This window comes from Cedecea neteri NBRC 105707 = ATCC 33855, from assembly GCF_001571265.1.
Taxonomy (GTDB): Bacteria; Pseudomonadota; Gammaproteobacteria; order Enterobacterales; family Enterobacteriaceae; genus Cedecea; species Cedecea neteri.
This window is the reverse complement of the sequence record NZ_BCTL01000001.1, coordinates 123,527-141,683: the sequence shown is the minus strand read 5'-3', so window position 1 is coordinate 141,683 and position 18,157 is coordinate 123,527. Positions and strand designations below refer to the sequence as shown.

Here is an 18,157-nt window from a genome sequence, read left to right as displayed (position 1 = left end):
CATTTCAAAGCATCATGTTCCATGAAACAGGGTGCTACCAGAGGAGTTTTAGAGTGATTAGCATATTCGACATGTTCAAGGTCGGCATCGGGCCATCCAGCTCCCATACCGTCGGGCCAATGAAGGCCGGGAAACAGTTTGTCGACGCACTGATCGAGCAAGGGCTGCTGGACAGCACCACCCGTATCGCGGTGGATGTCTACGGTTCCCTTTCCCTGACGGGGAAAGGCCACCACACCGATATCGCGATTATCATGGGCCTGGCCGGCAACCAACCGGATAACGTCGATATCGATGCTATTCCTGCTTTTATCCGCGACGTGGAAACTCGTGGGCGCCTGCTGATCGCTCAGGGCCGCCATGAAGTCGATTTCCCGCAGGATAACGGCATGCGTTTTCGTAGCGACAATCTGCCGCTGCATGAAAACGGCATGCAGATCCACGCCTACAATGGCGACAAAGAGATCTACAGCAAAACCTATTATTCCATCGGCGGCGGCTTCATCGTCGACGAAGAGCACTTTGGGAAAGATTCGGTAAACGAAGTTTCCGTGCCTTATCCGTTCCATTCTGCCCAGGAAATGCTGCAGCACTGCAAGGACACCGGGCTGTCCGTGTCCGGGATGGTGATGCAGAACGAACTGGCGTTGCACAGCCGTCAGGAAATCGAAGATTACTTCGCCAACATCTGGCAAACCATGCGCGCCTGTATCGATCGCGGCATGAATACCGAAGGTGTGCTGCCTGGCCCGCTGCGAGTGCCGCGTCGTGCATCTGCCCTGCGCCGCATGCTGGTGTCCAGCGACAAGCTCTCCAGCGACCCGATGAACGTGGTTGACTGGGTGAACATGTTTGCCCTGGCGGTGAACGAAGAGAACGCCGCCGGCGGCCGCGTTGTTACGGCCCCAACCAACGGTGCCTGCGGTATTGTTCCGGCGGTATTGGCCTACTACGACCACTTTATCGAGCCGGTCACGCCAGATACCTGGATTCGTTACTTCCTGGCTTCCGGGGCCATTGGCGTGCTGTACAAAATGAACGCCTCTATTTCTGGCGCTGAGGTGGGCTGCCAGGGTGAAGTCGGCGTCGCCTGTTCGATGGCGGCTGCAGGTCTTGCGGAAATAATGGGAGCCGCTCCAGAGCAGGTTTGCATCGCAGCAGAAATCGGTATGGAGCACAATCTGGGTCTGACGTGCGACCCGGTCGCCGGACAGGTACAGGTGCCTTGTATCGAGCGTAATGCTATTGCCTCGGTGAAAGCGATCAACGCCACCCGCATGGCGATGCGTCGTACCAGCGCCCCACGCGTTTCGCTCGATAAGGTCATTGAGACCATGTACGAGACAGGTAAAGACATGAACGCCAAATACCGCGAAACTTCGCGAGGCGGGCTGGCGATTAAGGTTCAGTGCGATTAAGCCGTAACCCCGAAACGCTGCTTATGCGCTAAACCGCGTTCGTTATAAAATGAGCGGGAAATATCTTACGGTATTTCCCGCTCATCTCGTTTTACTGAACATCCGCATGTTCTTTCCCCGATGTTCAATCCGGCAGAGTCATTCAGCCGGCCACAATCTTCAAGAAGTTGTCTCGCACAGGATCGTTTAACTGGGCATTCCAGGCAATGCCGGTTTGCCAGGCAGTATGCTCGCCTTCAAGTGCCACCAGCCTGACTCCAGCGGGAAGAATATGAATAACACCCGCCGGCAGTAATGCCACCCCTTCTCCAGCGGCAACGAGTGCCAGCAAGGTCTGAATATCATCTGCTGCTGAAACCGTCCGGGGAGCGAGGTTATTTCCCGAGAGAAAGCTCGATGTCTGTGCCGAGAGCCCTTCTCCCCGATTGCGTGATAGCTGCAACAGCTGATTCATTTTAAGCAACTCAGCCGCAGCAGCGGTTTCCGTATTAGCTGTCTGGGCCACGGCAAGAACTAGCTGCTCTTCCGCCAATATTTTACTCTTCAGATGTTCAGGGGCCGGCAGCCGCACAAATCCAATCTGAAGACTGCCCTCTGTCAACTGCCGGAACTGTTCTGCTGAGGGCATATCATTCAGGGATACCTGCACATCAGGAAACTGGCTGCGAAAAACAGCCACGTGTCGGGGGGCAAGACGGAAGGAGGAAATCCCAAAACCCATGGTCAGCTTACCGGCCTTCCCTTTCTGGATACCGGACACTTCGGAACAGAAAAGATCATAACGGTCGAGTACCGCAGAAGCCCCAGGGAGTAACAGTTCCCCTGCTACGGTCAACCTTGCCCCGTGACGACCTCGCTGAAACAGCGTCACTCCGGATAGGGACTCCAGCGTCTGGATCTGTTTGGTCAGTGCGGGTTGCGTGACGCACAGTTTTTCAGCGGCTAAGTGATATGACCCTGACTTTGAGAGGGTAACGAAGGCGCGCAGCAGTTTTATATCCATTCTGTCTGGTTATCGAATGAGGTGAAATCGTGATTATACACGCGAACGTACTCTCTGATGGAATAGCCTCCGAATCGTCAGATGAGGAGTGAAAAAATGGAAAGAAGCATTCGTACTGCCACCGTTCAGTTTTGCCACCGGGCGGGAGACAAACACTACAATTTATCGGTCATGGAAAAATTTATTATTCAGGCTGCCAGGGAGGAGGTGAAAATTCTGGCCTTCCCTGAAATGTGCATCACCGGATACTGGCATGTGCCGGATCTCAGCCGTCAGGCGCTGGACGCGCTGTCTGAGCGGGCTGACGAAAGCTCATCACTAGCCCGGATAGCCCTCCTTGCGGAAAAATACCAGATGGCTATTGGGGCTGGATTCCTTGAAATGGGCAGCGACGAGCGATTGTATAATGCCTATGCCATCTGCATGCCTGACGGCAAGCGGCATGTACACAGAAAGCTGCATGCTTTTGAACACCCTGATATTGCCTCCGGCAACAGTTTTACTGTTTTTGATACACCGTGGGGAGTGCGCGTTGGAGTGCTTATCTGCTGGGATAATAATCTCGTTGAAAATGTGCGTATTACGGCCTTGCTGGGTGCCGACATTCTTATCGCTCCGCACCAGACAGGGGGAACGCATTCGCGAAGTCCTTTCGGCATGAAACCTATTCCGGCCAGCCTCTGGGAAAACAGACATAGCGATCCGCAAACGCTGGAGGCAGCCTTACGCGGTGAAAGTGGCCGTGGTTGGCTGATGCGCTGGTTACCTTCTCGCGCACATGATAATGGCTTTTTCATTCTGTTCAGTAATGGGGTCGGCCTGGATAATGGAGAGGTTCGGACAGGTAATGCCATGATTATTGATCCCTACGGCCGGATAGTCAGCGAAACCGGTTCCTGGGAGGATACAATCGTGTACGCCGACCTCGCTCTGGAATTGCTGCCGATGTCCACCGGCCGCCGGTGGATTCACGGCCGACGGCCTGAGTTGTACGCCACCCTGTGTGAATCTCAGGGCTACGAGCGCGATGCAAGGACAGCTAGATTTTCGGAGGATGTGCCTTCTTTTGGTAGTCACACTCGAAGAGAGGCCGAAGATACGAGTAAATAGGTTGCCAGAAAGCCGGGAGTAAGAAACCAATACTCCCCCTCATTCAGGCTTAAACCAGAAATATAAACCCTATCCGGCGCCGCTTGTGCGGCGTTTTTTACCTTATCTTTTTTTATTTTTTAGCACTCTGATATCCCGCTACACTTTGATGATAACGTTACGCCTCACGTCTTGCGGCGAAAAACAGGGAAACAGGGATGCAAACGGCACAGCGGATTATTTCTGACTATCGCCGCAGGCGAGTTATTGTCTGCGCCGTACTCGCCATTTTAGTTTTAATTGTCACGCTTAGCGTCAGATACGCAACAGAGCGCAATCTTAACGAACAGCGCGTCATCCAGTTTAATCAGCGGGTCATTACCACGCTCGACACACTTCTTGCCCCGCTGAACACCGTCAGCGACGATATTATGCAGCTTATCGGTACCTCCTGTGAGGACGCCCAATTAAAAATTCGCGAACACGCCGCCAAAATGCAAACGGTACGCGCCATTGGTTTAATCAAGGATGGCGTGCTGTATTGTTCCAGTATTTATGGCAGCCGCAACGTGGGTATTCATCAGCTCCATACGCGCCTGCCGTCAGAGGAGCCGCTGCTGTTTTTATCCCGCGACAGCTCGCTGTTAAAAGGCACCCCGGTGCTGATTTTCTGGCGCCCACAGCCAGGGGAAACCCACGATGGCGTGATGCAGATTATTAATATCCAGATGCTAACCAGCCTGTTGCTAAAACCGGAACACCCCTGGGTGACGCGTGCCGTGCTTAACGTTGGCAACGATCACCTGGAATACGGCGCTGACTTGTTAGCCAAGATAGTGACGGACGAGGACCAGGTTTCCCGGCAAACGGCATCAAAGCTTTACCCTTATTCCATCACCGCCATTGGCCCGTCGGCCGACCAGTTAACGTTGCAAAACTTACCGTCACAGCTTCCGCTGGCTTTATTGCTCAGCCTGCTGGTGGGCTATATTGCCTGGCTGGCGACCGCCAACAGAATGAGCTTTTCCTGGGAGATAAACCTCGGCCTCGCCGCTCGGGAATTTGAAGTCTTTTGTCAGCCACTGGTGAGCGCCCGAAACTTAGAATGCGTTGGCGTGGAGCTATTGCTGCGCTGGAATAACCCCAGACAGGGCTGGATTTCGCCGGAGGTGTTTATTCCCCTGGCGGAACAGCAGCAGCAAATTGCTCCGCTCACGCGCTTTGTGCTGGATGAAACGGTACGTCACCTGGAGATTTTTCCCAAAACGCTGGGGTTTCATATCGGCCTGAACGTTGCCGCCAGCCACTTCCACGACGGGGCGATTATTCGCGACCTGAAACGTTATTGGTTCCCGGCCACGCCTAAGCAAAAATTGACGCTGGAACTCACCGAGCGTAACGCCTTGCCTGACGTGGATCATAGCGTGGTTCAACAGCTGCATAAGCTGGGGATTGACCTTGCTATCGATGACTTTGGCACCGGACACAGCTCGCTCGCTTATCTTGAAACGCTGAATCCCAACGTGTTGAAAATCGATAAATCCTTTACCGCCGCCATCGGTACCGATGCGGTGAATTCGACGGTCACGGACATTATTATTGCGCTCGGGCAAAGGCTGGGTATCGATCTGGTGGCCGAAGGGGTGGAAACGCAGGAGCAGGCAGAATATTTACGACGTAACGGTGTGGATGTGCTGCAGGGCTTTTTGTACGCCAAACCCATGCCGCTGCGGGATTTTGCTCACTGGCTCGAGGGCAACACGCCGCCGCCCCCTCGCCATGAAGACCGGGCTATTCCGGCCTTCCCTGTGCGCTGACTTACTCTTCTTCGTCTTCGTGTGGAGATCGTTCTTTCTCCACGCGAACCAGATCGACACGGTAATCGTTGGCTTCGACTATCTGAATACGCAAAGGTGCTACCTCAATCACATCCCCAACTTTAGGGATATGGCCATTCACCGCAATCACCAGACCGGCGATAGAAGCAATGTCTTCTTCGCTGTGCATCAGGCGATGAATATCCAGACGCTGTTGAAGCGCATGCAGGTCCGTAGAGCCTTTGACCAGCCAGCCGTCACCATCGCGAACGATTTCCGGCGTTTCATCCGCATCGGGGAATTCACCGGCAATCGCTTCCAGCACATCCAGCGGCGTGACCAGCCCCTGCACCACGCCAAATTCGTTGTTAACAATAACGAAGCTGCCGCGGGCCCGGCGCAGCACGCCAAGCAGATTGATCGGGTCCAGCGTTTCCGGCACAACAATCGCCGGTGACTGCGCCGCAATCGCCGCCACGTCAACACCTTCATCCAGGGCAACCAGCAGCTCTTTGGCGCGTACAACGCCAATAATTTCGTCCAGTTCACCACGGCACACCGGGAACAGGCTATGGGGAGACTCCAGCAGCTGTTCACGAATCTCCGGCACACTCTTCATCGCATCAACCCACGAAATCTCACCGCGCGGCGTCATGATGGTGCGCAATGAGCGTGAAGCCAACGTCAGCACGCCATTAATCATATAGCGCTCTTCTTCGGCAAAGGATTCCGCCTCGATTGGCGTCATGGCTTTGCTGTCTTCGCTGCTTTGCGCACGTTCCTGACGCTTGCCGCTCATCATGCGCAGAATCGCATCGGCAGTACGCGCGCGCAGAGGCTGGCGCGACTGATGGCGAATAAAGTTACGACGAGCGATCTGGTTAAACAGTTCGATAATGATCGAGAAACCGATGGCCGCGTACAGATAGCCTTTTGGAATATGGAAGCCAAAACCTTCTGCAACCAGGCTCAAACCAATCATCAGCAGGAAGCTCAGGCAGAGCACCACCACCGTCGGATGTTGATTAACAAAGTTGGTCAGCGGCTTAGAGGCAAGCAGCATGACACCCATCGCAATGACGACCGCAGCCATCATCACCGGCAGATGGTTTACCATCCCCACGGCGGTAATTACCGCATCCAGCGAGAAGACGGCGTCCAGCACTACAATCTGCAGTACCACCACCCAGAAGCTGGCATAACCCTTACCATGCCCGTCGTCGTGCTGGCGGTTTTCAAGGCGTTCGTGCAGTTCCGTGGTCGCTTTAAACAGCAGGAAGATCCCCCCCACCAGCATAATCAGATCGCGGCCCGAGAAGGTGAAATCAGCAACGCTGAACAGCGGCGCGGTTAATGTTACCAGCCACGAAATCAGCGACAGCAGCGCCAGACGCATGATCAGCGCCAGCGACAGGCCGATCAATCGAGCCTTATCGCGCTGCTTAGGTGGAAGCTTGTCCGCGAGAATGGCGATAAACACCAGGTTATCAATACCCAGTACGATTTCCAGCACAACAAGCGTGAGCAAACCGGCCCAGATCTGCGGGTCCATTAACAGTTCCATGTCAGACTCCCGTTAAGGGCGCAGCAAATCGGCATTCCGTAGGTTACGGACGCAAAGCGGCTGGTGAATCGTATTTGCGGGCATAAAACGCCGCTGAGAGGGTGGGATTTAGGCATCCCGGCAGTGAAAAGACGTCGGTGACGGTCCATAGGGTGGGCTACTGCCCGCTACTCCTGAAAGTGAATCGGACGCTAACATTATCAAAGTAAACCAGGGCTTGGCAAAGATTTACCTGACTTTGCAATTTTTTTGCAACTTACGCTGACCATATTTTACCGCGTAATGGCATGAAATCGCGGCAAAGTTAAATTACGGATCTTCATCACATAAATTATTTTTTCACTGTCTAAAATAATTCCGGCAAATGGTTTGTTCTTTCTTGAACGTGTTATCTGAATCGATTCGCTAAACACGATCCCGATACACCACCGCACCCTTCGAGGGGTGTTGTAATGACAAAAACAGGAGGTAGCAAGTGACTATTGCTATTGTCATAGGCACACATGGCTGGGCAGCGGAACAATTGCTGAAAACCGCCGAAATGCTATTAGGCGAACAAGAGAACGTTGGCTGGATAGATTTCGTCCCGGGTGAAAATGCTGAAACCCTGATCGAGAAATATAACGCTCAGCTGGAGAAACTAGACACCAGCAAAGGCGTGTTATTCCTCGTGGATACCTGGGGTGGCAGTCCATTCAATGCAGCAAGCCGTATCGTTGTAGATAAAGAACATTACGAAGTGGTCGCCGGGGTGAATATCCCGATGCTGGTCGAAACCCTGATGTCTCGCGACGACAACCCTACCTTCGACGATCTGGTCGCACACGCGGTAGAAACCGGCCGTGAAGGCGTGAAGGCGCTGAAGGCCAAACCGGTAGAAAAAACTGCCCCAGCTGTCGCCGCCGCGCCGAAAGCCGCAGCACCGGCCAAACCGATGGGGCCAAACGACTACATGAATATCGGTCTGGCACGTATCGACGACCGCTTAATTCATGGTCAGGTTGCTACCCGCTGGACAAAAGAAACTAACGTCACCCGCATCATCGTCGTTAGTGATGAAGTAGCGGCGGACACGGTCCGTAAAACCCTGTTGACTCAGGTCGCACCGCCGGGCGTTACCGCGCACGTCGTGGATGTCGCGAAAATGATCCGCGTTTACAACAACCCTAAATATGCCGGCGACCGCGTGATGTTGCTGTTCACCAACCCAACTGACGTGGAGCGTATCGTCGAGGGCGGCGTAAAAATTACCTCCGTTAACATCGGCGGTATGGCATTCCGCCAGGGAAAAACCCAGGTGAATAACGCCATTTCCGTAGATGAAAAAGATATCGAAGCCTTCAAAAAACTGAATGAGCGCGGGATTGAGCTTGAAGCGCGGAAAGTATCTACCGATCAAAAACTGAAAATGATGGATCTGATCGCTAAAGTTAAATGATTGTCATCACTAATAATATTGCTCAGATTTCACACATAAGTCATCGTCAATAGGAGAAGTACAATGGAGATTACCACTCTTCAGATTGTGCTGGTGTTTGTCGTAGCCTGTATCGCCGGTATGGAGTCGGTGCTCGATGAATTTCAGTTCCACCGTCCGCTTATCGCCTGTACTTTAATCGGCGCCGTACTCGGCGACATGAAAACCGGCATCATCATCGGCGGTACGCTGGAAATGATTGCTCTTGGCTGGATGAACATCGGTGCCGCCGTTGCGCCTGATGCCGCCCTTGCCTCAATTATCTCTACCATCCTGGTCATCGCCGGGCACCAAAGCATCGGGGCGGGTATCGCGCTGGCGATTCCACTTGCCGCCGCGGGCCAGGTACTGACCATTATCGTTCGTACTATTACCGTGGGCTTCCAGCACGCAGCGGATAAGGCCGCCAACAACGGCAACCTGACGGCGCTGTCCTGGATTCACGTCTCTTCCCTGTTCCTGCAGGCAATGCGTATCGCTATTCCAGCGGTTATCGTCGCCATCTCCGTGGGCACCAGTGAAGTTCAGAACATGCTGAACGCCATTCCTGAAGTGGTGACCAGCGGCCTGAACATCGCCGGCGGCATGATCGTGGTGGTGGGTTACGCGATGGTCATCAACATGATGCGTGCGGGCTACCTGATGCCGTTCTTCTACCTCGGTTTCGTTACCGCGGCGTTCACCAACTTCAACCTGGTGGCACTGGGCGTGATTGGCGCAGTCATGGCCATCCTCTACATCCAGCTGAGCCCGAAATACAACCGTAGCGCGGGCGCGCCGGCCCAGGCTTCTGCCGCTAACGATCTTGATAACGAACTGGACTAACAGGTGAGCGAAATGGTTGATTCCACTAAATTAGCGACTGAAAAGAAAATCACCCAGAGTGATATCCGTGGCGTATTCCTGCGTTCTAACCTGTTCCAGGGTTCATGGAACTTCGAGCGTATGCAGGCATTAGGCTTCTGTTTTTGTATGGTGCCGGTTATCAAACGCCTGTATCCGGAAAATAACGAGGCGCGCCGCCAGGCTATTAAGCGTCACCTGGAGTTCTTTAACACCCACCCTTACGTTGCTGCCCCGGTGCTTGGCGTTACGCTGGCGATGGAAGAGCAGCGTGCTAACGGCGCAGAGATTGACGACGGCGCGATTAACGGCATCAAAGTTGGCCTGATGGGGCCGCTGGCGGGCGTAGGTGACCCTATTTTCTGGGGCACCGTGCGTCCGGTCTTTGCGGCCCTGGGCGCCGGTATCGCCATGAGCGGTAGCCTGCTTGGCCCGCTGCTGTTCTTTATTCTGTTCAACGCGGTGCGCCTGCTGACCCGCTACTATGGCGTGGCCTATGGCTACCGTAAAGGCGTCGATATCGTTAAGGATATGGGCGGCGGCTTCCTGCAAAAACTGACGGAAGGGGCGTCTATTCTCGGCCTCTTTGTCATGGGGGCGTTAGTTAACAAGTGGACGCACGTTAACATCCCGCTGGTGGTATCAAAAATTACCGACCAGACCGGGGCTGTTAAAGTGACCACCGTGCAAACGATCCTCGACCAGCTGATGCCGGGCCTGGTGCCATTGCTGCTGACCTTTGCCTGTATGTGGCTGCTGCGCAAAAAAGTCAACGCGCTGTGGATAATCATGGGCTTCTTCGTCATCGGGATTGTGGGTTACGCTATTGGCCTGCTGGGCCTGTAATTTGTTCTGACAACCGGGGGCATTTAGCCCCCGGTTTTTTTATCTTTGACGGGAGGTTTCATGACGTTAACGGATGTCGTGCTGGTTATTTTTATCGCCTTGCTGCTGGCTTTTGCCGTTTACGATGAGTTTGTTATGGACAAGCTGAAGGGCAAAACCCTGCTCAAAATCCCCCTGCTTCGCCGCAATCGCGTGGACAGCACCATCTTTGTCTTTCTTGTCGGCATCCTTATCTACAACAACGTGACCTCTCATGGCACCCCGCTAACCACATGGTTATTATCTGCTCTGGCGCTAATGGCCATTTATCTTTCCTGGTTCAGGCAGCCGAAGATCATCTTCAAAAGTCATGGCTTTTTCTTCGCCAATGTTTGGGTGGAATATAACCGCATTAAAGAAATGAATTTATCGGAAGACGGCGTGCTGGTGATGCAATTAGAACAGCGACGCTTATTGATTCGAGTTAAGAATATTGACGATCTCGAAAAAATATCCAAACTAATGCTTTCAACTCAATGAGTTATAATTATAGCAAAGTCTATATTGGTGGGTTATTTTTCACCATTTTAAACATAGCCTTTGCTATTTCATAAGATTTGCATGGCTTTATTTTAACCTTTTCATTGCATATCCAGTTAAAATGCAAATCGTTATCAATAAATAATGAGAAAAATAGAATTCAAAGATTGTTTTAATTTAAAAAAATATGTTAAGGTTGCGGCCGTCATTGGGGAGTAGCCGATTTCTGCCATAGGCAGAAATGTACATGTCAACATACTCGTTATATCCGTTCCTGAGATTAACGTGGCATGTACGCCTCAGAGTTCTGAGTAGGCGAGACCATAGGCACGCGCCATCGTAAAGTTGGGGATGGTTTGCGTGTATATGGATATCCCCAACTGAGGCGTAATGATGAATCTCTCCGCAACAATCCTGCTTGCTTTCGGCATGTCCATGGATGCCTTCGCCGCTTCCATCGGCAAAGGTGCCACATTGCACAAACCTAAATTCTCAGAAGCGCTGCGTACCGGTTTGATCTTTGGCGTCATTGAAGCCATTACTCCGCTTATCGGCTGGGGCCTTGGCCTGCTGGCAAGCAAGGTCGTGCTGGAATGGAACCACTGGGTAGCTTTTATTCTGCTGGTTTTCCTCGGCGGCCGTATGGTGCTGGAAGGCTTCCGCGGAGCGGCTCAGGAAGATGCGCCCAAAATTCATCGCCACGGTTTTTGGCTGCTGGTGACCACCGCGATTGCCACCAGCCTTGATGCGATGGCCGTAGGCGTTGGGCTTGCTTTTTTGCAGGTCAATATTATTCAGACTGCGTTAGCCATCGGCTGCGCTACCGCGATTATGTCCACGTTAGGCATGATGGTCGGTCGCTTTATCGGGCCTATATTAGGCAAACGCGCCGAGATCCTCGGCGGTATCGTCCTGATAGGCATTGGCTGCCAGATCATGTACAGCCACTTCGCCCCTTTTAACTGATCAATCGCGCTGCCAGACCCGCACCACAAAATCAGTTTCACAGCTAAACGCCGTTTCTGCCTTCAACGCATCCCACACTTCCGGGCGGGCGCGCCAGGCGAACGGCGTCATTTGCAACAGAGCGGCAGCCTCATCCCCACGCAGGTTCATCATCCAGCCAGGCTGTAGCGTCTGTTGCAGCGTAAAGCCCGGCATGGCTTCAACCTCTTCACTGTGCAAGACGATATCCTGATAAATCAGCCCTTTTAGCTGCATCAAATGACGTGGGCCAGGCGTAGCGGTCACCACAACGCCGCCATGTTTCACGACTCGCGCAAGCTCTTCAGCCTTGCAGGGAGCAAAAATACGCACAATCGAGTCCATACTCTCATCGGCAAACGGCAGGCGGTGGCTGGATGCCACGCAAAATTTAACCTCCCGGTAGCGCTTTGCCGCGTAGCGAATCGCAACTTTTGAAACATCCAGCCCCCAGGTCTCACCGCCCTGTTCAGCCACAACCGCCGCAAACCCCGCCGTGTAATAACCTTCCCCGCAGCCAATATCCAACAGCGCAGAGGGCGAAATCTCTTTTAACAGCTCGCAAAGGGTATCGCGTAGAGGCTGATAATGTCCGGCATCGAGAAATGCCCGGCGAGCCTGCATCATTTCCGCGCTATCACCCGGGTCTTTTGAACGTTTATGCTGAACGGGCAGCAAATTGACATAGCCTTCTTTGGCGATATCAAATTGATGCCCCTGAGGGCAGCGGTAGCTGTTCGCGCTGGCGCTAAGCACGGAATGGCAGAGTGGGCAAAGCCAGGACATAGAAAACTCCGGAGACAACAAAGGGCGCAAGTTTAGCGCCCCTTTTGCCAAACCGCTACATAGCGGCGTGGTCATTCTCCATTTTGTTCAACACCATCATGCTGTTGTCTCCGGCAGGCAGTCCGTCTGGCTCAATATTTTCCAGGCGTAAAACATCGCCCATGATTTGGCTGAAAACAGGGGCAGAAACCGCACCGCCATAATACTTCCCGTTGGAAGGATCGTTAATCACCACCACCAGCGCATAGCGAGGATTGCTGGCCGGCGCCACGCCAGCCGTGTAGGCAATGTATTGATCGACATATTTACCATCAGGACCGATCTTTTTGGCCGTCCCCGTTTTCACCGCCACCCGGTAGCCATGAACTGCAGCCTTAACGCCCCCGCCGCCGGGCAGCGCCACGCTCTCCATCATATGCTCCACTTCATGCACGATTTCTTCTGGCATAACTCTTTTCCCTTCCACCGGCGGGTCAACGCGCGTGATGGACAGCGGACGTGAAATACCAAAGCTGCCGATAGTCGCATAAACGTGAGCGAGCTGAAGCGGCGTTACCATCAGGCCATAGCCAAATGCAAAAGTCGCTCTGTCCAGCTCCCCCCAGCGCTGACGAACCGGCAACAGGCCTCGGCTTTCGCCCGTCAGGCCGATTGCGGTGGGCACACCAAAGCCAAATTTATGATACGTGTCCCAAATATTCTGAATAGGCATTGCCAGTGACAGACGAGAAACGCCGGTATCGCTCGATTTTTGCAGCACTCCCGTCAGGGTGAGTTGCGGATAATACCCTACGTCGCGGATGTGATGTCCGTCCAGGGTAAATGGATGCGTATCTATAACGCTGTCAGGCCGGACAATCCCCTGCTGCAGCGCCGTCATCACCACCATTGGCTTCACCGTCGAGCCGGGTTCGAAGGTATCGCTAATCGCCCGATTGCGGAAATCATCGAGCTTTGCGTCATCACGGTTGTTCGGATTAAAGGTTGGGTAGTTAGCCATCGCCAGCACTTCACCGGTCTGCACATCAATGACCACCGCCGCGCCAGATTCGGCCTTGTTCCAGGATACAGCGTTGCTAAGCGCATCTTCCGTCACAGTTTGCAGTCGTTCATCGATGCTGAGCTGGATATTGTGCGCGGGGCTGGCAGGGTTCTCGGTGATATTTTCCACCACATGTCCGTAGCGGTCTTTGCGCACCAGACGCTCACCTTCTTTGCCGGTAAGTTGCTGGTTAAAGCTTTTTTCGATCCCCTCAATGCCCTGATCGTCAATGTTGGTGAACCCGATCAGGTTCGCCCCGACCCGGCCTGCAGGATAAAAACGGCGAGATTCATCGCGCAGTGCGATGCCAGGGATATTCAGTTTGTCGATGTATTGCGCCTGCTGGGGATCCAACTGGCGAGCAAGATAAATAAAGCGACCGCGTTCATTGCTGTGAATACGTGCGGCAATCTCGCCGAGAGGGACATGCAGCGCGGAGGCCAGCGCCTGCCAACGGCTGTTAACCAGTACGCCGCCCTTCTCCATTACCGTTTTTGGATCGGCCCACACCGCCTCAACGGGCACGCTGACCGCCAGCGGTTTGCCGTTGCGGTCTTCAATCATTCCGCGAGGAACGTCAATCGGCTCTTCGCGCAGGGAGCGCATGTCCTCCTGCTTAACCAGGTTATCCGGAGAGATGATTTGCAGCCAGGCAATGCGCCCAAGCAAAAAAACCAGGCTTCCGGTGATGGCCACACACAGCAGCGCAAAACGCCACTGGATAAAATTACCGGTTAATGCGGAAACACCCTTCTTCACAACCACTCCTGGAACGGCCTAAGCGATTGAAAGATTTAACCAGATTTGACCATTTTTACCGGGAGAACAGTGCTAAAACCTTCGCAGCTTTGCAACAAGAGGCAACAAATGATTCAGTCTGTTAATAATTTGAAAAACAGCAGGTTAGCAACAGACATGAAAAAGCCCCGTCGAAACGGGGCTTTTATCTCAATTCGGCGTTATTCGCGCCTGAGCTCTAATCCAGAAGAATTAGATGGCAGTCACGTTAACTGCAGCAGGGCCTTTCTGGCCGTCCTGGATTTCGAATTCAACGTTCTGGCCTTCAGCCAGAGTTTTGAAGCCGTTACCCTGGATTGCAGAGAAGTGTACGAATACATCTTTGCTGCCGTCAGCTGGAGTAATGAAACCAAAACCTTTAGACTCGTTGAACCACTTAACTTGACCTTTAATCTTTGCCATTTTGCAAATTCCTTAGATTGTATTCTTCGCCCGCAGGCATAACTTAGATAAAACAGAGACATTACTGCATGAGGCACTAATATAAGGCTCGGCAGAGAAGCGGTATTCAACGACAACGTGTTTACTCAGGTCTTCTTTACTGAAAATGCCACACATAAACAGAACTGTACCTCGTTTAACCCAACGTGTTATCACACACAACGTAAACAATGGCAAGCCATTTTTAAGCATGTGTCGATCTGCCGCACAGATTCAGAAAATTACACGATTACCTTAAGAAAGTAATCTGCGTTTTTTGACGTATATTTTCATCATAGAAAATTGTCGCAACAGGTTGTGTTTTAACAACATTCCGACAACTTCTGAACCTTAGCGTAAACCGTACTTTTCGTCCAGATATTCGCTTAATAAAATCCGCTTTTGAGGATATATCTTTATGATTTTTTATGCATATCTATGCACAAATTAACCTAAAGCAAGTCATTGTGACCGGTCACCGGATTACATTGCTGTATTTTTTACGCCCAACAGAATAAAGCCTGTACAACACCGCTGTTATTTTGCACCAATATAATGAAAGTTTAATGACACTTTGCCCCAGAATAAGGCAATAAAAACGTTTCGATGCCTTTAATGCGTGATTGCCAGGGGGGGGGTAATTTAGCTCGACAGAAATAAAGCCGTCATTGCAGACAATAATAATTAATTCTTATCTTTGCTAAAGCGCAAACTTTGACCGATTCGCAGCGGTGAAAACAGATCGTGGTTTTCCCCCCGCTCGTGCAGGGCCGCAAGCAATTCTTTTGGCGGCTTATCGAGAGACTCATCGGCCAGTTCGAATACGCCCCAGTGAATAGGAATTGTCGCGGGTTTCCCGATCGCTTGCCATAAAGTCACTGCCTGCTGAGGGTCCATGTGATGATCCCCCATAAACCAGCGAGGTTCGTAGGCACCAATGGGCAACGCGGCCATATCAAACGGCCCCAGACGTTTCGCTATCTCGATCAGCGACTCAGTGTAACCGGAGTCACCGCTAAACCAAAAACGCCAAGGCCCCTGCTCTACAACCCAGCCGCACCAAAGCGAACGATTACGATCCCAAAACGTTCGCATACTCCAGTGTCGGGCCGGCACGGCAGTGAAAACCATGCCACACCAGTTAAAGCTTTGCCACCAGTCCAGCTCTGTTACCTGCTCAATGCCGCGCTGGCTGAACCACGCCTTCAGGCCCAGAGGCACAAAAAAATGAACGTCGGGAAAACGCTTAATCAACCGGCGAACCGTTTTTTTATCCAGATGGTCGTAATGATTATGGGAAATGAGCACGGCATCCAGTCGAGATAACTGGTTGAGATCGAGCGGGACTTCGGTTCGCCGGGCAGGACCGGCAAACGAAACCGGAGATGCACGACGGGAGAATACAGGATCGGTCAGCAAAAAATGGCCATTAAGCCGTAATAAAAGGCTGGCATGCCCCAGCCACCATACGCGGTCATCGCTGCCGCTCAGATTGGCCTGTTGCCACCAGCGTTCAATAAATGCGGAGTAACCTTCACCGGGAGGATGTGGAAGCTTCTGCGCTTTGCGCTCCTGCCGCCACTTTTGGACGTCACCAGGCTGCCGTATCGCGGGTTCCGTATTGCGAAACCCCTCGGGCAAATGGTGGGATAACAGTGGATTGTACCAAGGGTTTTTCCAGCTCATCCCACCTCCAGCCAGATTAGCGTTCCGCTACCAGACGCACAAAGTCGTCGTCATTTTCTTCTTCAACCTTCGCAGCCGGTTTGTGTTCCGGCTCAGGTTCGTTCGCTTCGCACAAACGGCGTAGCAAGGCATTTTGACGCTTCTGTAAATCCACCAGCTCTTCGAGCAGTGCAATCTGTTCGTTTGCACGGCTACTGGAACGATTGACAAAAAACCACAGGACAAGACCGACAATCAACGTCACTAGCGATATCGCCAGCGGCATGATAGTTAAAGCACTAAAACCCAATTCGTTCATCTTACCACCTCAAAAAAAACGCATTCTACACCTGAGGCAGAGAGAGAAAAATCACTACCAGGGGATAAATTTATTAATGGTACAAATGCCGCTGAAAAATTGCACATCCTGGTCGCACATCACATTTATCATTTGAGTCCATAGCAGCAGGCAGGTAACAACAATCACCAAAACGATCACCCATCTGTACTTTCTCACTACATCGCCACCTCTTGACCATAGAATTTCGGTAATTTAACACTAACCAACTAAACCATGAGTAACGTTTCCTGCTTTTTCATTTCAGAATCATCAGATTGTGATGTCAATTATTTAGAGTAGGGTTGATGCAGGATTGGATTCATGTTTGAGGTCAGTATGCGAGCGATCATTCGTACGATTGTTGTTATCGCCATCATTTGGATTGGCTTGTTGCTTTCAGGCTATGGCGTTTTAGTCGGCAGTAAAGAAAATGCGGCAGGGCTTGGGCTGCAATGTAAATACCTGACGGCACGTAATACCGTGACAGCACAGTTTATTCACACCGACAGCGGGATTATTGGCTTAACCGACTGCCCGCTCCTGCGAAAAGTCGACACGCCGATTGATAACGGCTAACGCGGCAGGGCCGCGTTTTTTACGCGGCCTGATTTCACAAAATCAGAAAGGATAATGGTGATAGCCCACTTGCTGTGACAGCGTTCGCGCGGCCTGATGAAGAATGCGGACGTATTCAGCCAGCCCTTCATCCGTGTAGCGAATTGTTGGAAATGAAATGCTCATGCCCGCGATTACAACCCCAAAACGATCGAACACCGGCACCGCGACACAGCGAATCCCCTCTTCCTGTTCCTCGTTGTCCTCACCATAGCCCTGCGCTCGCACCTGCTCGAGCACCGGGAGAAGGGTTTCTGTACTGACGATTGTACGTTCCGTGCTGCGAACATATTCAACATCCGAAAGAATCTCCAGAATCTCGTCGTGTGGCCGCCACGCCAGCAAAACCTTACCTATGGCAGTGCTATACAACGGATTCCGTCGTCCGACACGTGAATACATACGCAAGTTATAAAGCGAATCTATTTTGTGGATATAGACAATACTGCTGTCCTCAAGCGCCCCCAGGTGAATCGCTTCTTTCGTTCGCCGGGAAAGTTCACGCATCTGTATATCCGCGCTGCGGATAAGGTCAATGTTCTGCAATGCCCCGCTGCCCAGTTCAAAAAGCTTCAGCGTCAGGGCATATTTCTCCGATTCTTCTTCTTGTGACACGTAACCGAGAGATTTCATTGTTTGCAGAAACCGATACACGGTGCTTTTGGACATCATGACACGCTGAGACAGTTCGGTGATACCAATCTCTTTTTCTTCACCAAGGGCCTGTAAGATGCCGAAAACCTTCAGCACGGAAGAGACTGCATCAGGCTGCTTATCGGGGTCTGAGAGAGCCATACATCACCTCGGGTGTTATTGTTTTATAAAAATTGGAACCGCTTTTTAGTATATTGATGCCCTATGATAGCCGCAATCAAAGCCTGCTGATTCGTTACAAATCTGCGGCATTGACAAGATTAATTGATGATAAAAT

At 52.1% G+C, this 18,157-nt stretch carries 19 protein-coding genes and 1 riboswitch; of the genes, 9 read left to right on the top strand and 10 right to left on the bottom strand.

All coding sequences use genetic code 11. The features are described 5' to 3' along the window. Positions 1-53 precede the first annotated feature (53 nt). Entirely contained in the window at positions 54-1,418 is a 1,365-nt protein-coding gene (gene sdaA / locus CNE01S_RS00675) for an L-serine ammonia-lyase (RefSeq protein WP_061272267.1), read from the top strand. A gap of 142 nt (positions 1,419-1,560) precedes the next feature. Here sdaA and CNE01S_RS00670 read toward each other — a convergent pair whose 3' ends face one another. Continuing rightward, on the bottom strand, positions 1,561-2,421 hold the full coding sequence (locus CNE01S_RS00670) for a LysR family transcriptional regulator (protein ID WP_061272265.1): 861 nt from the start codon (positions 2,419-2,421) through the stop codon (positions 1,561-1,563). Between the two features lie 96 nt (positions 2,422-2,517). Here CNE01S_RS00670 and CNE01S_RS00665 point away from each other — a divergent pair, with 96 nt between their 5' ends. Together CNE01S_RS00665 and pdeD are read left to right on the top strand one after the other, a co-directional pair. Continuing rightward, positions 2,518-3,531, top strand: a complete 1,014-nt coding sequence (locus tag CNE01S_RS00665) for a nitrilase family protein (RefSeq protein WP_061272263.1) — start codon at positions 2,518-2,520, stop codon at positions 3,529-3,531. A gap of 197 nt (positions 3,532-3,728) precedes the next feature. Further along, complete coding sequence (pdeD, locus tag CNE01S_RS00660) at positions 3,729-5,327, top strand: cyclic di-3',5'-guanosine monophosphate phosphodiesterase PdeD (RefSeq protein WP_061272261.1); 1,599 nt, start codon at positions 3,729-3,731, stop codon at positions 5,325-5,327. A gap of 1 nt (position 5,328) precedes the next feature. Here pdeD and yoaE read toward each other — a convergent pair whose 3' ends face one another. After that, positions 5,329-6,891 carry a CNNM family cation transport protein YoaE gene (yoaE, locus tag CNE01S_RS00655; RefSeq protein WP_061272259.1) on the bottom strand — a complete coding sequence of 521 codons (1,563 nt, stop codon included), beginning with the start codon at positions 6,889-6,891 and terminating at the stop codon, positions 5,329-5,331. Between the two features lie 475 nt (positions 6,892-7,366). Between yoaE and manX the strand changes: the two genes are divergently transcribed. The 5 genes from manX (at position 7,367) to mntP (ending at position 11,542) form a co-directional block, all read left to right on the top strand. After that, a complete protein-coding gene (manX, locus tag CNE01S_RS00650) occupies positions 7,367-8,329 on the top strand; it encodes a PTS mannose transporter subunit IIAB (RefSeq protein WP_061272257.1) in 963 nt (320 codons plus the stop codon). A 63-nt stretch (positions 8,330-8,392) separates the two neighbouring features. Further along, positions 8,393-9,193, top strand: a complete 801-nt coding sequence (locus tag CNE01S_RS00645) for a PTS mannose/fructose/sorbose transporter subunit IIC (protein WP_038482086.1) — start codon at positions 8,393-8,395, stop codon at positions 9,191-9,193. Positions 9,194-9,205: 12 nt separating this feature from the next. Next, complete coding sequence (locus CNE01S_RS00640; protein WP_061272254.1) at positions 9,206-10,057, top strand: PTS mannose transporter subunit IID; 852 nt, start codon at positions 9,206-9,208, stop codon at positions 10,055-10,057. 60 nt (positions 10,058-10,117) lie between these two features. Beyond that, positions 10,118-10,576, top strand: a complete 459-nt coding sequence (locus CNE01S_RS00635; RefSeq protein WP_061272252.1) for a DUF986 family protein — start codon at positions 10,118-10,120, stop codon at positions 10,574-10,576. Between the two features lie 198 nt (positions 10,577-10,774). Beyond that, a riboswitch (yybP-ykoY riboswitch) is annotated at positions 10,775-10,963 on the top strand. A 6-nt stretch (positions 10,964-10,969) separates the two neighbouring features. After that, positions 10,970-11,542 carry a manganese efflux pump MntP gene (mntP, locus tag CNE01S_RS00630; RefSeq protein WP_061272250.1) on the top strand — a complete coding sequence of 191 codons (573 nt, stop codon included), beginning with the start codon at positions 10,970-10,972 and terminating at the stop codon, positions 11,540-11,542. Here mntP and rlmA read toward each other — a convergent pair whose 3' ends face one another. The 7 genes from rlmA to mgrB all read right to left on the bottom strand — a co-directional run bounded on the left by rlmA (position 11,543) and on the right by mgrB (position 16,788). Then, positions 11,543-12,346 (bottom strand): 23S rRNA (guanine(745)-N(1))-methyltransferase, encoded by an 804-nt coding sequence (gene rlmA / locus CNE01S_RS00625; RefSeq protein WP_061272248.1) that lies wholly within the window; start codon positions 12,344-12,346, stop codon positions 11,543-11,545. A gap of 55 nt (positions 12,347-12,401) precedes the next feature. Next, a complete protein-coding gene (ftsI, locus tag CNE01S_RS00620) occupies positions 12,402-14,147 on the bottom strand; it encodes a peptidoglycan glycosyltransferase FtsI (RefSeq protein ID WP_061272246.1) in 1,746 nt (581 codons plus the stop codon). A gap of 231 nt (positions 14,148-14,378) precedes the next feature. Beyond that, on the bottom strand, positions 14,379-14,588 hold the full coding sequence (gene cspE / locus CNE01S_RS00615) for a transcription antiterminator/RNA stability regulator CspE (RefSeq protein ID WP_001062678.1): 210 nt from the start codon (positions 14,586-14,588) through the stop codon (positions 14,379-14,381). A 12-nt stretch (positions 14,589-14,600) separates the two neighbouring features. Continuing rightward, positions 14,601-14,744: a DUF2627 domain-containing protein gene (locus CNE01S_RS24200; RefSeq protein WP_008454022.1), complete on the bottom strand. Its 144-nt coding sequence runs from the start codon at positions 14,742-14,744 to the stop codon at positions 14,601-14,603. Between the two features lie 546 nt (positions 14,745-15,290). Further along, positions 15,291-16,292, bottom strand: a complete 1,002-nt coding sequence (locus tag CNE01S_RS00610) for an MBL fold metallo-hydrolase (protein WP_061272244.1) — start codon at positions 16,290-16,292, stop codon at positions 15,291-15,293. A gap of 16 nt (positions 16,293-16,308) precedes the next feature. Continuing rightward, positions 16,309-16,590: a YebO family protein gene (locus tag CNE01S_RS00605; protein WP_039294484.1), complete on the bottom strand. Its 282-nt coding sequence runs from the start codon at positions 16,588-16,590 to the stop codon at positions 16,309-16,311. 54 nt (positions 16,591-16,644) lie between these two features. Then, a complete protein-coding gene (gene mgrB, locus CNE01S_RS24195; protein WP_008454016.1) occupies positions 16,645-16,788 on the bottom strand; it encodes a PhoP/PhoQ regulatory lipoprotein MgrB in 144 nt (47 codons plus the stop codon). Positions 16,789-16,947: 159 nt separating this feature from the next. On the opposite strand from mgrB, the gene CNE01S_RS00600 reads away from it, so the two are divergent. Beyond that, positions 16,948-17,187 (top strand): YobH family protein, encoded by a 240-nt coding sequence (locus CNE01S_RS00600; protein ID WP_045784647.1) that lies wholly within the window; start codon positions 16,948-16,950, stop codon positions 17,185-17,187. A 42-nt stretch (positions 17,188-17,229) separates the two neighbouring features. Here CNE01S_RS00600 and kdgR read toward each other — a convergent pair whose 3' ends face one another. Continuing rightward, a complete protein-coding gene (gene kdgR / locus CNE01S_RS00595; protein ID WP_061272242.1) occupies positions 17,230-18,021 on the bottom strand; it encodes a DNA-binding transcriptional regulator KdgR in 792 nt (263 codons plus the stop codon). Between the last annotated feature and the right edge of the window lie 136 nt (positions 18,022-18,157).